Source organism: Pedobacter sp. BS3 (genome assembly GCF_008274585.1).
Classification (GTDB): domain Bacteria; phylum Bacteroidota; class Bacteroidia; order Sphingobacteriales; family Sphingobacteriaceae; genus Hufsiella_A.
This window is the reverse complement of the sequence record NZ_VTRT01000001.1, coordinates 645,548-661,635: the sequence shown is the minus strand read 5'-3', so window position 1 is coordinate 661,635 and position 16,088 is coordinate 645,548. Positions and strand designations below refer to the sequence as shown.

At 41.7% G+C, this 16,088-nt stretch carries 11 protein-coding genes; 7 read left to right on the top strand and 4 right to left on the bottom strand.

Features of this window, described 5'->3' with window-relative positions:
- Window positions 1–14: 14 nt before the first annotated feature.
- The 4 genes from FW774_RS02880 to FW774_RS02865 form a co-directional block, all read right to left on the bottom strand.
- Window positions 15–1,838, bottom strand: a complete 1,824-nt coding sequence (locus tag FW774_RS02880) for a RagB/SusD family nutrient uptake outer membrane protein (RefSeq protein ID WP_149346641.1) — start codon at window positions 1,836–1,838, stop codon at window positions 15–17.
- A gap of 19 nt (window positions 1,839–1,857) precedes the next feature.
- Window positions 1,858–5,241, bottom strand: a complete 3,384-nt coding sequence (locus tag FW774_RS02875) for a TonB-dependent receptor (protein WP_149346640.1) — start codon at window positions 5,239–5,241, stop codon at window positions 1,858–1,860.
- A 180-nt stretch (window positions 5,242–5,421) separates the two neighbouring features.
- Window positions 5,422–6,348: a FecR family protein gene (locus FW774_RS02870; protein ID WP_149346639.1), complete on the bottom strand. Its 927-nt coding sequence runs from the start codon at window positions 6,346–6,348 to the stop codon at window positions 5,422–5,424.
- Between the two features lie 169 nt (window positions 6,349–6,517).
- Entirely contained in the window at window positions 6,518–7,093 is a 576-nt protein-coding gene (locus FW774_RS02865) for an RNA polymerase sigma-70 factor (RefSeq protein ID WP_149346638.1), read from the bottom strand.
- A gap of 200 nt (window positions 7,094–7,293) precedes the next feature.
- Here FW774_RS02865 and FW774_RS02860 point away from each other — a divergent pair, with 200 nt between their 5' ends.
- From FW774_RS02860 to FW774_RS02830, 7 genes are all read left to right on the top strand, one after another.
- Window positions 7,294–8,214: a glycosyltransferase family 2 protein gene (locus FW774_RS02860; protein WP_149346637.1), complete on the top strand. Its 921-nt coding sequence runs from the start codon at window positions 7,294–7,296 to the stop codon at window positions 8,212–8,214.
- Window positions 8,195–9,193, top strand: coding sequence for a glycosyltransferase family 9 protein (locus FW774_RS02855; RefSeq protein WP_149346636.1), 999 nt, complete (start codon window positions 8,195–8,197; stop codon window positions 9,191–9,193). The genes FW774_RS02860 and FW774_RS02855 overlap by 20 nt, the downstream gene beginning before the upstream one ends.
- A complete protein-coding gene (locus tag FW774_RS02850; RefSeq protein ID WP_149346635.1) occupies window positions 9,177–10,172 on the top strand; it encodes a glycosyltransferase family 2 protein in 996 nt (331 codons plus the stop codon). Before FW774_RS02855 ends, FW774_RS02850 begins: the two co-directional genes overlap by 17 nt.
- A 30-nt stretch (window positions 10,173–10,202) precedes the next feature.
- Complete coding sequence (locus FW774_RS02845; RefSeq protein WP_149346634.1) at window positions 10,203–11,111, top strand: glycosyltransferase family 2 protein; 909 nt, start codon at window positions 10,203–10,205, stop codon at window positions 11,109–11,111.
- A 25-nt stretch (window positions 11,112–11,136) separates the two neighbouring features.
- Window positions 11,137–13,044, top strand: a complete 1,908-nt coding sequence (locus FW774_RS02840; RefSeq protein ID WP_149346633.1) for a glycosyltransferase — start codon at window positions 11,137–11,139, stop codon at window positions 13,042–13,044.
- Window positions 13,045–14,190, top strand: coding sequence for a glycosyltransferase family 9 protein (locus FW774_RS02835; RefSeq protein ID WP_149346632.1), 1,146 nt, complete (start codon window positions 13,045–13,047; stop codon window positions 14,188–14,190).
- A gap of 77 nt (window positions 14,191–14,267) precedes the next feature.
- Entirely contained in the window at window positions 14,268–16,088 is a 1,821-nt protein-coding gene (locus FW774_RS02830) for an ABC transporter ATP-binding protein (RefSeq protein WP_149346631.1), read from the top strand.

The window sequence follows — 16,088 nt, the reverse complement described above, 5'->3', positions numbered from 1 at the left end:
TTTCATTTAACGTTTTACCATCCTGGGTTCTGAACCAGATTTTTGTTTTTATTAATCTCTGTTTGAGGTATTGGAAACAGGTAAAAGCTTTTGCGGAATACCCTGGTTTCAAAAACAACCCGTTTATAAAAATCCGGCAAATTGGCATTTACGTTCATACCGTAAAACGGCCCGGCATCGGTTTGCTCGGCAATTTTCCAACGGCGTGTATCAAAATAACGTAAATGCTCAAAGGCAAGCTCAATTTTGCGCTCGTGCCGAATAGCTTCCTGCATGGCTGCTTGCGAACCTGGTACCGGCAACGGATTTGTACCTGTCCCGTATTGTGGCACGCCAGCCCGCTCGCGGATAGCATTAAGGTATTTCAATATATCGGCATTGTTCGGATCGTATTCGTTCAGGGCTTCGATATAATTTAACAGCACTTCTGCATAACGGAACATCAGGTAAGGCCGGCTTGCATATACTCCTGTGCGGGGATTACTGGCCGGAGATACATTTTTACGAATAAAATAACTGGACCGTGGATAATCCCAGGAACCGGCTGGGCCAGACTCCCCGGAGTTAAATGTTTGAATGATTTTTACACCTTCGCTGGTATTGATCCATGGAGCATTATTGTAATTTACGCTAACATAGAAGCGGGGCTCACGATTGGCGTACATATTAGATGTATTGGCAACGCCCTGAACGGTAGAAAAGCCGGTTTCTTTATACCCTGAAGCAGCATTAATAATGGGCGATCCATCAGAATTATATCCTAAAACAGGTTGCAGCCCGTTAGCCATCTGGTATGAATCAACCATTTGCTGGGGAGGCCCGGTGCTGCAATATCCGCTTGCTAACCGGGGTGTCAATGCTCTTTCATAACCGGATAAATTATTCGCTATACGGGCAAAGATCCATTCTGAATTCCACGGATCCAGGAATACATCGCGATAGGATATAAAAGGGTCAAACTGCCCCTGTGCATTATTCTTTTTATATAAAGATAAAATACCCAGATCAATAACATCCTTGGCTGCCTTGGCTGCTCTTGCCCATTTTTGAGCATCATATTGCGTGTTAATTAATGCTTTTCCATCCGGATTTTTAAAACCGGCGTAATCTGTATTTCCGTTAAACAGAGGGCTGGCTGCATACAACAACACACGACTTTTAAGCGCCATACAAGCCAGTTTGGTAGCACGGCCCATCTCGGCATCGCCCTGTTCTGTAAAATGCGTTGGTAAATCCTGCGTTGCCTTATCAAGCTCGCTTACAATATAATTTACACATTCATCGTATGAATTACGCGGCAGGCTTAACTGGGGGTCGCCGGGCTGAAGATCGCCGGGAATAAGCTCATCTCCCAGAATGGTTATTGGTCCCCAGGTGCGCAGCAGGCAGAAATAAAGGTATGCCCTTACATACCGGGCTTCAGCCATTCTTCTGATAATCAGCGAGGGGCTGTATTCCGGGTTTCCACTTATGTTTTGAATAAAAGTAGTTGCAGACCGTATACCTTTATAGTAGTCGCTATAATAATTGTCAAAGTAACCGGATGCGGCATTCCAGTTACCAATATTCATCAGAAATGTCAGATACCCGGGCCGGTCGTAGGTAACATCACCTTCATCCGATAAGCCAATCCATGGCGTACTGTTGGTAATGTAGGTATCGTCTTTAATGTAACTGTATACATTAGCCAGGTATTGCTCTGATGGTGTGTATTGCTGAAATACCTGTTCAATAGTCAACCGATCGTCTGGAACCTGGTCCAGAAAATTTTTCTGGCAGGAAGTAGCCGTAAGCAATATGCAAATGAAAATACAAATGCTATATCTTAGTCTGTTCATATTCATTGTATTTATCAGATTAAAAATTCAAGTTAAAGCCAAGACTGTATGTTGCTATATTAGGATATCTGGCTCCGCCGGGATAAGCGGCATCACTGCCGTCACCCAGCTCCGGATCCCACATTTTAAACGGACTCAGTGTCCAGAGATTTACTCCTGAAAAGAAGACCTGTGCATTTTGCAGTTTGGCTTTGCTGATGAAACTCTTCGGTAACGTATATGTAAGTTGCAACGTTTTAAGGCGCAAATAACGACCGTTTTGTATCCACCAGGTGCTGCGGGTGTAATTATCATTAATAGTTCCTGCACCCAGTCGTGGATAAAACGCATTCGGATTAGGGTTATCAACTGTCCACCTGTCGGTAACATTTTTAAAGAGATTTCCCCGGCTTAATCCCTGCTGAAATGGAATTAAACCTTCGCCGTTTAACCAGATGTCCATATTACCAACTCCCTGGAAAAGCGTGGAAATAGAAAAAGCTTTATATCCTAAGGTAAAACCAAAACCATACACAATTTCCGGAACCTGTCCATATCCAATGGGTGCATTATCGTATGAGTTTATCACACCATCGCCGTTAAGGTCTTTGAATTTAATATCTCCAGGACGAACATCGCCGGATTGTTTGGGACTATTGGCAATTTCTTCATTGCTTTCAAAAAGCCCAAGGGCAATATATCCAAACCGCTGACCTACCTTACGACCTTTTGTTGCCAGCCAGGGATAAATCGGGTCAGGCTGATCATCTTCTACAACAGTGTTCCTGTTATAGGTAAGATTACCTAACAGCTGGAACTTGAAATTCTGGCCTAATTTACCCGAATAGGTCATTGAACCGTCTATACCTTTATTGTCTATAACACCTACATTTCCGTAAGGGTTATTACGCATACCAATGTATGCCGGCAGCGAAGCTCTGCGGAGGAAAATTCCTTCGCGGTGTTCTTTAAATAAATCTACCTGCAGGTTTAGCTGATTATGCAATGTCCATAGGTCTAAGCCCAGGTCAGTTTTTTTAGATGTTTCCCAGGTTACATCTACCGCATATTCACCAATATCATATCCGGTCATACCCACTGGTGACCGGCCAAAGGAATATACAGGAGCTGTTGCTGTACCCAATTTTTCTACGGTACCCAGGTAAGCAAATCGCCGGCCGCCAATATTGCTGTTACCTACTTTTCCATGCGAAAAACGAATTTTGGCCATTTGAACAACATCTCGTGCTCCTTTAAAGAAATCTTCATCAGAGAGCAACCAGCCCACTGCTACAGATGGGAAAAAGCCATATCTTTTTTGAGGAAGGAAGTTTTCTGAGCCATTGTAACCAAAGTTAAACTCGGCAAAATACCGGTTATTGTAGGCATAGGTAGCTCGGCCTGCCAGTCCCCTGAAACGGAACGGCAACGAGGTTTCTAAATCGTCGGCCTGGGTATTCACCTCATCGCTCTGGTTATATAAAAGCATCCCGCCTACATCGTGTTTACCAAAGCTGCGGGTATAATTTAAAGCAATCTCGTTGTAGAATGTCCTGGAACCTTCATTATTCCTAGCGTAAGTTAAATAATCTGAGCCTAAACGGGTTTGCTGGTATATCAGATTGCCGTCGGCATCTCTGCCGGTAGCCAGCCAGGTAGTAGGTGTTTTAGTCCGGCGCAGGCTTACATAATTGTATGCATCAAACGAAAACATGGCAGTGGCCGACAAACCTTTGGTTACAACATCAAGCCCTTGCGTTACTCTTAAATTAGAGAATAGCTGATTCCGCCATTGATTGGCATATCCGGTTTGTGTTAGCAACGCATACGGGTTTTGTACGCTTGAAGCCGTTCCATCAGCAGCACGCCCATCGGGATATTTTACCGGGTTAAGCACCGGTGTCATGAAAAAGGCTTTTTCAAAAATATCACTCGAATTGCTGCCGGGATAATTTACATTGGCCAGGTAGCCTTGTATGCCCAATTTTATAGTGGTACTGTTAGATGGCTTTAAGGTAAGATTTGTTGTCAGGTTATAACGCTTATACCTGACTTCAGAATCGTATTTTACCAATTCATCTGTTTTATACAAACCTTTTTCATCATAATAACTTGTTGCCACATAATAATTGGCCCGGTCTGAACCTCCGTTAATGTTCATATTGGCCTGACGCATACCGCCCCACTTATTAAACAGTTCATTGTACCAGTTTACATTGGGGTACAGGTATGGATCTGACTGTGTACGGGTTGCCTCAATTTCTTCTGCTGTGTACCGGGGAGCACTTCCGCGGTTAGTCAGCGCTTCGTTAGCCATTTGCATGTAGGTTACTCCATCGGCAAATTCGGGCAATTGGGTAAAAGAGGTAATTCCCTCGTTATACCGTATGTTGAATTTCGGCTTGCCGGGAGTTCCGCTTTTAGTAGTGATTAGAATTACACCGTTGGCACCTCTCACACCATATACGGCCGTAGCAGAGGCATCTTTTAAAATGGAAAAGCTCTCAATATCCTCGGGATCAACATCGGCAAATGGTCTGGGAACACCATCGACCAATACCAGGGGTTTACTTAAGCTGCTACTAAACGTTGATATACCTCTAATCCAGATATCGGCATTGTCGCCTCCTGGTTCGCCACTCCGTTGTACCGACACTACGCCAGCCAACCGTCCTCCTAATGAAGTGCTGAGATTGCGTATCGGAAGCTGTAAATCAGTAGGCTTAACAGTAGATTGTGCACCAACCAGGCTTATCTTTTTCTGCGTTCCGTAACCTACTACAACCACTTCTTCTAAACGTGAATCGGCAGCATGCAAAACCACATCCAACACCTCTCTTTTACCGACTGGTATTTCAAGTGATCTGAACCCTACGTAGTTAAACACCAGCACAGCACCATCGGGAACATCTAATACATATTTTCCGTTAATATCGGTGCTTGTGCCCAAACCTTGCTTATCTTTTACCCGCACGGTTACACCTACCAGTGTAGCGCCGGTAGTATCTTTTACAGTTCCGCGAATAGTTTTTCCAGGTTTCTGAACCTCTGCCGGAGCTTTTTTAAGTACAATAACGTTACCTACTTCTGAAAACGAAAGATGCTGTGGCTCCAGCAGCTGCTGAAGCGCATGTAACAGGCTGCCGTTACTTATCTTCATACTTACACGTGCAGCCTCGTTGATCAGGTTATCTGAATAGGCTACCTTAAAGCCTGTGCCTTCGGTCAGCTTTTCAAGGGCATCATCCAGCCTTATGTTTTTGAAATTTACGGTGATCTTCTGCTCGGCTAATCGTTGTGCATAGCTTGTGCTGGCCCATGCCATAGAGCACAAACAACAGGTAGTAATATAAACCAAAGTGCTGATTTTCATGACAGTTAGCGCATAGTTGGTCACTCTATTACACAATAGAGATTTTTTCATAACTTTAGGCATTAAAATGTTAATGGGTGAACATTAGTATGCCACATCCATGATTGTGGAAGGTCCTGGACAGCATACATTTTAACTCGACATTTTTGCCTCTGTCCGCTTCAACCAGGCAGAGGCTTTTTTATGTAATCCTTTTATGTCATATGCTATTTAATTTAGGTTATTAATTTATTACTGGCATCCTATACCGGTTAAGATATATTGTTCATTCTTCAACACACTTGTCCCGTTTATAATTTCTGCTAAAATCTGCATTACCTCGCCGGCCGGTTTATTACCCAGATCGACCGAAATAGTACAATTCAGTATACGTTTATCGGCTTTTATATGTATATCATAGCGGTGTTGTATATCAGATATCACTTTTCCCAACTTGACACTTTTATACACCAGCTTATCATTACGCCATATCACTTCGCTGCTGGCGGCAACATCGTCATAACGGGTAAGAATATGCTGTTCCTTATCAAAAACGGCTTGCTGGTTTGGTGTCAGATACATGGTTTTTGTACCGGTTTTTGTACCTACACCTACTTTCCCGGTCAAAACGGTTATACGGATATTTTTTTCATCCTGGTAAGCGCTGATATTAAAGCTCGTTCCTAAAACCTGTGTTTTAATATCTCCGGTGTGGATGATAAAGGGTTTATCGGTGTGCGCTACTTCAAAATATGCTTCACCCGAGAGGCTGACTTCACGCTGCTCACCATTAAATTTTTCGGGATATGATAACTTACTACCACTATTCAGCCATATTTTAGTTCCATCGGTCAACGTGAATAAGGTAATTTGCCCGGTGGCAGATTGCTTCTCCAGCATGGCAACAGGTGTTACCAAGTTGCTGATTGCTGACCACCGGCTATAAAACAACGTTGAAACGGTAAGAAATACGATAATGGCGGCGGCAGCAAACCAACGCATGCGTTTACGTTTATTGTATAACTGAATAGCGTGATGCACCTTATCGTACACTAAATCCTGCTCAAAGTTAGAAGATGAAGTATGCCATAAAGCGATTTTTTGCTGCATATCCTTAAAATAGGTTGTCAGCAAAGTCTCAATATATCCGGGTGTTTTATCAGGCCTGTTTTTCTGCATTATTATCTGTATGATGCAAACCAGCGGTGCAACCCCTAAAGTGTTTGAAAAAAATTTTAGGAGCTGATAGCAGAAGGCTTAAAGCGGAAAGCAATATTAGAAGCAAGGACATAGCGGTAGAAGGCTGGCAGGCGGAAGGTTTAGGGTGTAAGGCTCAATACGCAATACGCTACATTCTGAAGATTGTCCAGATAATAAGAATTGCCAGAAATTCGCCGGCCTGTTCGCGTAAACGACGCAAGGCAATGGTCATTTGATTTTCTACCGTTTTAACGGATATATTTAAGCGTTCTGCAATTTCTTTGTTTGACAGGTGCTCGCGGCGGCTTAGCTGAAAAATCTCACGGCATCTGTCGGGTAAACTATCAATACCCTGATTCAATACATCATTCAGCTCACGTATGTTTAACCGGTCATCTGCGGCATAATCGGCTATCAGTTTTTCAAGGGCAGATTCATCGAGCATTGCTCTTCCGGAGCGTATCAACATCAGCACCCTGTTCTTAACCGACATATACAAATAAGGCTTAAGCGATTGTATATTCAGGTCTTTCCGTTTGATCCATAAATCGGCAAAAAGCTCCTGGATCAAATCTTCGCATAAGGGCTTATTCCTGAACAGGTTGTATGCAGCCGCATAAAGTCCGGAAGCATACCGTTGATAAATCAGCTTAAAAGCATGCTCATCATCTTTTAAAAGCGATTCCAGTAGAGTTTCATCCGGCCATAATTCTTTGTCGTTCATAACATCCCTGACAATGCTAAGCTATGAAATTTAAGTTAATGGCAGGTAAGGAATAGATAAAATTATCATGTAGTGTAGCGCAAGGTTGCACATTAACGTTTTATATAGAATTTAAAAATGATCGCTTAACGATGCCGACCCTTTTTGCAGTTTCCGTTAGTAATAAATGTTTATTTTTACGACCGGTAAATAAAATAATAATGAAGGTAAGCGGTTTTACATTCATACGAAATGCTGTACAGAACGATTACGCAATTGTTGAAGCAATAACTTCTATTTTACCCATCTGTGATGAATTTATAGTAGCTGCAGGAAACAGCACTGATAACACCAACCAGCTTATTGCCAATATAAATTCGCCCAAAATTAAAATTATTAATACAACCTGGGATGAGCAATTGAGAGAGGGAGGAAAGGTATTTGCCGAAGAAACAAACAAAGCCTTTAACGCTATATCGCCGGATGCAGATTGGGCCTTTTATATACAAGGCGATGAATGTGTGCATGAAAAATATCTGCCCCTTATCAGGCAGGAAATGGAAACCTGTTTAACCGATAAGCGTATAGAGGGATTACTGTTTAAATACCTTCATTTTTACGGTTCGTACGATTATTTTGCCGACTCAAGAAACTGGTACAGAAGGGAAATACGCGTTGTGAGGAATGATAAACGGATACATTCATACCGGGATGCCCAAGGCTTTAGAATTGATGGAAGAAAACTAAATGTTAAGTTAATTGATGCCTACATATATCACTATGGCTGGGTAAAACCTCCGCATGGCCTTGTAAATAAGATCAGAAATTTTAATCAGTATTATGATAAGAATGCCATTTATGAGCCTCCTGTTGCAACAGCAACGTTTGACTATGGAAATGCAGGTATGATAAAACCGTTTACCGGTGGGCATCCCGGTGTGATGCTTGAGCGTATCCGAAGCACGAACTGGAAATTCACAACCGATATAGCTAAAATGAGCAGCTATTCATTACGTAAAAAAATTCTGAACAAAATATACCAATACACCGGCATCAGAATAGGTGAATATAAAAATTACCGGCTTCTTAAACTTAAATTAAATAATCCCGTATCATTTTACAATGATCAATACCCCTCCTAAGCATATACTTATAAGCCGAACAGATGCTATTGGTGATGTTGTTTTAACGCTGCCTATGTGCGGTTACATTAAAGAAAAGCTGCCGGATGTTGAAATATCATTTTTAGGAAGAAGCTATACAGAAGCTGTAATTAATGCCTGCTCTGCCATTGATCATTTTATTAATTACGATGAGCTGTTACGTGATTCATATACCCAGCGGATTTCGTTTTTAAGAAAAAGCCAGATCGATACATTTATACATGTATATCCTGACAAAAACCTTGGGCTTCTGGCAGCAATATCAGGTATTCCCAACCGTATTGGCACCAACAACCGCATATCACACTGGTTTTCCTGCAATAACTTTATCACATTGAGCAGGAAAAATTCAGATTTGCATGAGGCCCAGCTTAACCTCATGCTATTACAGGGAATAGGTATACATGAACTTCCCGGTATTCAGGAAATTCCGCAATACTACAACCTCACCAAAATCCCGGTGTTAGAAGACCGTTATCGCGAGCTTTTATCGCCTGATAAATTTAACCTTATTCTCCATCCCAAATCAAGGGGCAGCGCCAGGGAATGGCGCCTGGATAAGTATTCAGAGCTGATTAGCAACATTGATAAAAACCGCTTCCGTATATTTGTTAGCGGAACTTATAAGGAAAAACCGCTGCTTACGGCCTGGCTTAAACAACACAGTAATGACGTAACCGACATTGTGGGAGCCTTATCGCTAAACCAGTTTATCGCTTTTATAAAACATGCCGATGGCTTGCTTGCAGCTAGTACAGGCCCTTTGCATATTGCGGCAGCATTAGGCATATACAGCTTAGGCCTGTATAGCAATAGCAGGCCCATCCATGCGGGACGCTGGCATCCTATTGGAACAAAATCACAATGGGTTGAAGAGCATGAACATAAGCACAAAAGCCATTGGCTTCATATCGCTGCGGAAGAAATAGCCAGTATTGTAAATGAGTGGGAAAAATAAGCATTTAAGCATATCAGTTATTATTCCCAACTATAATGGAAGGCATTTGCTTGAGAATAATTTGCCTTATCTGGTTTCTGCACTTAACCGAAGCGGTTGTCTCTATGAAATTATCATCCCTGATGATGCATCTACAGACGATAGTGTACCGTTCCTGCAAAAAAATTATCCGGATATTATCTGTATACCCGGCACCCATAATGGCGGATTTTCAAAAAATATAAACCGTGGCATCGCCCGGGCGTCAATGAAACTGGTCATGCTGCTGAACAGTGATATTATTCCTGATGAAGATTATTTTGAGCATGTATTACCCTACTTTAATCACCAGGATACGTTTGGTGTAATGGGCACAATCATGCAGGCAAACAGCAACCATATTGCCGAAGCCTGTAAATTTCCGTCAGCGTCTGTTTTTAAGATCAATAGCTTTAAGGACGTTCCTTTCGATTCTGCGAACCGCGATATCTATACACTATATCTGAGTGGTGCAAACGCTTTGGTTGAACGTAAAAAGCTGATCGCCCTGGGAAGTTTTAACGAATTATTCTCACCCTTCTACCAGGAAGACCTGGATCTGTCCCTGCGGGCCTGGGAATGCGGCTGGAAATGCTATTACGAAGATCAGGCAGTTTGCCATCACCTGGTGTCTGCAACAATTAAGAAACACAGTACCAGGAAATACATTAAAATTATCAGCACACGCAATAAATTACAGCTGCATTATTTACACCTGGATGGCTTCAGGTTATATGCGTGGGCCGGTATTTTAGTTGCATCATTGACCATACGCTGGGCGTTAGGGCATTTTTTTTATTATAAGGCAACCGGGTTGTTTATCAAAAATTTTAAACAGATTAAGAAGTATAAACGGGATTTCAGGCAAACTGCCAAAGAGCAATTCCAATTTATACCGTTCACTGCTATAAAAAAATCCATTATGCAACAACTGCACAATAAACCTGTAAATAATGGTTAATATGGATAATTTTGTGCATATTCCGGTTGCATGAACACCATAGCCCAGCCAACAATATCTATAGCTTTATGTACCTATAATGGTTCGCAGTACCTCCGTGAGCAATTAAATTCAATTATTGAACAAACTTACAATCCTGTAGAATTGATATGCGTTGACGATTGTTCCGGCGACAGCACCAAAGAAATATTAGAAAGCTACAGCAACCAATATCCCTGGATAAAGATTTTTTACAATACCCAGAACCTGGGATATACTAAAAATTTTGAAAAAGCTATTTCCTTGTGCCAGGGCGATCTGATTGCCTTATGCGATCAGGATGATGTATGGGATAAAAATAAACTGCATCAAATGGTGCAATTTATTGGCGATCATTTGCTTATTTATCATGACTCTGAATTAATTGATGAGGCCGGCATCTCTATAGGGAAATCGGTATCTGACATTAAAAACTTTTACCGGGGGGCGGATATACGCCCCTTTCTGCTTGAGAATTGTGTCTCCGGCCATACCATACTCATGAAAAAGCAGCTTGCCAAAATGGCTATGCCTTTCCCGGAAGTCATTGCACATGACTGGTGGCTGGCCTTCCAGGCCTGTAATAATGGAACTATTGATTTTCTAACCAATAAACTGGTAAAATACAGGCAACATGCCCAAACCAGCACCAACATATTGAATACCCGTAAAACCAACATAGAGCAGGATAAACTTGTATTACAAGTGCAGCAGGTACAACAATTTGCATCGGCCGCTATTGGCCGGCACCAGGTATTCGTCCGGAAACTGGCGGCATTGCTGCAAAACAGGTTGACAGCAGGAGCTTCATTCTCATTGGGTATGTTTGTACTTATCCACATGAATGTTTTATTTTATTTCAAAAAGAAATCATGGATAAGCAAGTTAAACCATGCCCGCAAATACTTTATCAACCCGTAAACCTTGTCTATACCATTAAACGCTTATGGCATTAACCGATTCATACAACACTGATCAGCAACCGGTATTATCTATTATAACCGTAGTAAGAAATGCAGCTAAATTATTACCACAACTGATCAGCAATATCAGCACCTATAAAACCCCACAGATAGAGTTTATCATTATTGATGGCGCCAGTACTGATAACACGGTGGAAATTATAGCTCAAAATGCTTCGGTTATTGACCAGTGGGTAAGCGAACCCGACAAAGGCATTTATGACGCCATGAACAAATCGGTAAAAATTGCCCGTGGAAAATGGTTATATTTTATAGGCGCTGATGATTTTCTAAAGGAAGGGTTTGCACAAATGGTACCTTTTCTGAAGGATGAAAACACCATATATTACGGTGGGGTAATATTTAACGGTAAACCTTATTCAAAACCTTACAGCACCTACAAAATCACCAAAGAAAATGTATGCCATCAGGCTATATTTTATCCCCGCACAGTATTCAGCAAGTATTTATATGATTCAAGATATCCTGTTTTTGCCGATTATCACCTGAATGTCCGTTGCTGGACTGATACGGAGTTTAAAAAGGAATTTCACGATCTTATTGTGGCCCACTTCACAGAAGGAGGATATTCTCATACCACACCCGATCCCTTATATTACCAGGAGAAACACGAATGGTTTAAACAATGTCTGAACACTAAAGATTATCTCCGGTATTTAAATCGCATGCTTGGAACAGGCAAACTGGCAAAAGCACTATTATCCGGTTCCGGCCGGAAACAACATTTTTATCAACGTCATCTCACGGGTAAAATTGAAAAACAGCCCGGCAAAAAAACTATCCTCATTATCGAAGATAATCTTCCCGCTTACGATAAGTCATCCGGTGCACAGCGCCTGTTTGAGCTAATCAAACTATTCACCAGCCTCAACTTGCAGGTTATCTATCTTCCCGACGACGGCCAGCTTACAGAACCCTATTACACAGAATTGCAATCAATGGGCGTGATCAGCATCCTGCACCGGCCCAACCGCAAAGCCATGCTCCGTCAGCTTAAAAACAGCTTGTCAATTATCGATTACGCCTGGATCTCCCGCCCCTCGCTTAACAAAAAGTATCGCCCGGTTATCTGTAAGAATAAAAACATCAGGCTGATCTTTGATACGGTTGACCTGCATTACATCAGGATGTTACGACAAGCGGAGCAACAGCAGGATGAAAAATTGCGCAAAGGAGCATTAAAAACAAAATTGCAGGAGCTGGATATTGCCCGTAAATCTGATGCTACCATTACGGTTACTCATACCGAGAAAAATATCCTGGAAGAGCAAGGTATCCGCAATGTGTACGTTATTCCCAATATTCATACACCCAAAATTGTCCAGCCGGTATTGTCCTTCGGGGAACGCCAGGGTATTTTATTTATTGGTGGATATAAACATCAGCCAAATGTAGATGCCGCATTATGGCTGGTACAGGAAATTATGCCGTTGGTATGGCAGCATCAAAAAAATATCCCGTTATATTTGTTGGGCAGCTATCCTCCGCCGGAAGTGAACGCTCTTGCTTCAGAACAGGTCTTTGTACCCGGATATTTGCCCAACGTATCATCTTATTTCAAGGAAAGCCGGGTTTTTGTAGCACCATTACGCTATGGCGCCGGTATGAAAGGTAAAATCGGACAGGGCCTCGAATATGGACTGCCAACGGTTTCTACTACCATCGGTGCAGAAGGTATGAACCTCATACATGATCAAAATGTGCTTATTGCAGATGATGTGAAAGACTTTGCCGACGCCATTATCCGTTTGTATAATGACGAGCCGTTATGGAATACCATACATGCAGCAACTGGTGAGGCCATATCTGCTTATTCACCTGAAAAAGTAAAACAACAGCTTGAGCAGCTTTTTGAGGATTTAGCAAAATAAATGAAAATAGAAAACAGAAATTCATTCAGAATAAGCCGGTTTATTCTATTAAAACTCCCGTTTATTTTACGGTTTCTGGCATTTTTAAGACCAAAACATAAGCGTTTACTGCTCATCAAAACCGATGAAATTGGCGATTATATCTTATTCAGAAATTATATCGCCATACTTAAACAGTCGCAGAAATTTAAAGATTATGAAATTGATTTATTAGGCAATACGGTATGGCGTGATCTGGTAACGGTGTATGACCGGGAATATCTGTCGGCAGTATTTTTTATACAAGCCGATAAGATATATGATAAGCCTATGAAGTGCCTGGCTATAGGATGGCAGTTATTTAAACGGAATTATACCATAGTATTACAACCTACTTATTCCCGTACGTTAATGATTGATGGCATGGCCGCACTTACTGCCGCCAAAACCATTATAGGCTTTCAAAGCGATAATGAGCGCATATTGCCTAAATACAAACGGAAAACCGATAAGTTTTATAGCAGTAAATTACAATTACCCGCACATATACACTTTGAATTTGAACGCAGTAAATACTTTATAGAACGGGTAACCGGACAGCCTGCTGATATCGATAAACCCTGGTTACCCGTAAAGGCTCAACGCGGAAACTATATAGTTTTATTTCCTGGGGCGGGCTATGCTGGCCGGGAGTGGGGAACAACTAATTTTATTGCACTTGCAAAACGCATACTTCAACAAACCGGTTTGTCGCTGGTTATTGCCGGTGGTAAACAAGACATTCATCATGCTGAAAATATGCTCAGCGAATTGTCCTTAGAACGCGTAAGCAGCAAAGTAGCGCAAACCACATTACCTGAACTTATTGAGTTAATTGCCGGAGCAGCCTGTATAATTACAAACGACACCAGTGCAGTGCATATAGCCGCCGCCTGTAACACTCCGGTATTATGTATTCACGGTGTTGCCCATTATCAACGGTTTATCCCTTACCCCGAACACCTCGCCGCAAACATGAAATTTGTTTATACCCTGCTGCCTTGTTTTAATTGTAACTGGAATTGTATTTATCCACTTAAAGAAAACGAAACATATCCTTGTGTGGCAATAAATACCGTAGATCAAGTATGGCAAGCCTTTAACGAACTGATATACACCCAATCATAACACATGAATGTAAGTTTTATGTGTAACTACATCACATCGGAAATATCTTTATAATTTTGTGAATTATTTAATTTTTAATGAAGACCTATTTCCGCCTTCTTTCCTTTGCTAAACCTATCGAAAAATTTGCTATTCCTTATATCATCGCAACGTTACTTTCAGTAGTATTTAATACGCTTAACCTGGCGTTGTTAGCTCCTCTGCTCGATACCCTGTTTAATAATACTAAAAGTGTTTCCCTGCCAGCCACAGCTCCATCCGCATGGGATATTATGGGTATGTTTAAATATTATACCTCCTACTTTATTGATCATTATGGCGCCTGGGCAACATTACAATATGTTTGTGCGGTTATTGTTATTTCAGTATTACTGGCTAATGTTTTTACTTATCTCGCCCAGCGGATCATGGAGAACCTTAGAGCGCATACCCTGCTCAACTTACGTAAAGCCGTATTTAACAATATGGTCAACCTCCATCTTGGTTATTTCAATAATGAACGTAAGGGTAATATCATGTCAAAAGTAACCAACGATGTACAGGTAGTACAATTTTCGGTTACGGGTACGCTACAGGTGGTTTTTAAGGAGCCACTGCAAATTATTGCTTACCTGATTATGCTGCTGAATATATCGGTAAAGCTTACGCTGATCTCATTACTCGTAGTGCCTTTAGCCGGTTTGGTAGTAGCCCGTATTGTTAAAACACTTAAACAGCAGGCTATTAACCTGCAACAATCGTTCGGTATCATGATCAGCTACCTGGATGAAACCTTAACCGGCATGAAAATCGTTAAAGCGTTTAATGCTGCCGAGCGCATGAAACAGAAGTTTAATGAAGAGAACAGGCGTTACACCAATATTGTTAAGGCCATGGCCCGGCGGCAGCAACTGGCATCGCCAACCTCGCAGTTTTTAAGCATCCTGATGGTGGCCGGCATTGTGCTGTATGGCGGATACCTGATATTAAATAAGCAATCCGAGTTAACATCAGCCCAGTTCATCGTATATATTGGTATTTTCTCACAGCTTACACGTCCGGTAAAAGCCATTAGCGATTCCTTTAGTAATATTCATCAGGGTATAGCTGCCGGCGAACGGGTCTTAGAACTCATAGATACCAAACCTGCCGTTATTGATGGCATTAATGCTGTTGAGGTAAATGGCTTCAATAAAAGCATCGAGTTTAAAAATGTAAGTTTCGCTTATGGCGATAAACAGGTGCTCGACAGTATTTCGTTAATTATTCCCAAAGGCAAAACCATCGCATTGGTTGGCCCTTCGGGTGGAGGTAAATCTACATTGATGGATCTGATTCCTCGTTTTATTGAGCCTGACAATGGTGCTATACTTTTTGATGATATAGATACTCGCAACATAAAAGCAAACTCTTTACGTTCACAGATGGGTTTTGTTAACCAGGAATCCATCTTATTTAATGATAGTATTTTTAACAACATCGCCTTTGGCAAGCCCAACGCTACTCTTGAAGAAGTGGAGGCAGCCGCCCGCATTGCCAACGCACATGATTTCATCATGCAAACCGAGCATGGTTATCAAACCAATATCGGCGACAGGGGCGTAAAACTTTCGGGCGGACAAAAACAACGCATTAACATTGCAAGGGCCGTACTTACCAATCCGCCTATCATGCTGCTGGATGAAGCTACTTCAGCCCTGGATACCGAATCAGAGCGCCTGGTACAGGATGCTTTGAATAAATTGATGCAGAACCGCACGACGTTGGTCATCGCCCATCGTTTAAGCACTATTCAGAATGCCGACAAAATTATTGTTCTGGAAGCCGGACAGATTGTTGAGCAAGGCACACATTTAGAACTGATAGCACATAACGGTTTATATAAACGCCTGATCGATATGCAAACCTTTGAAGTGTAA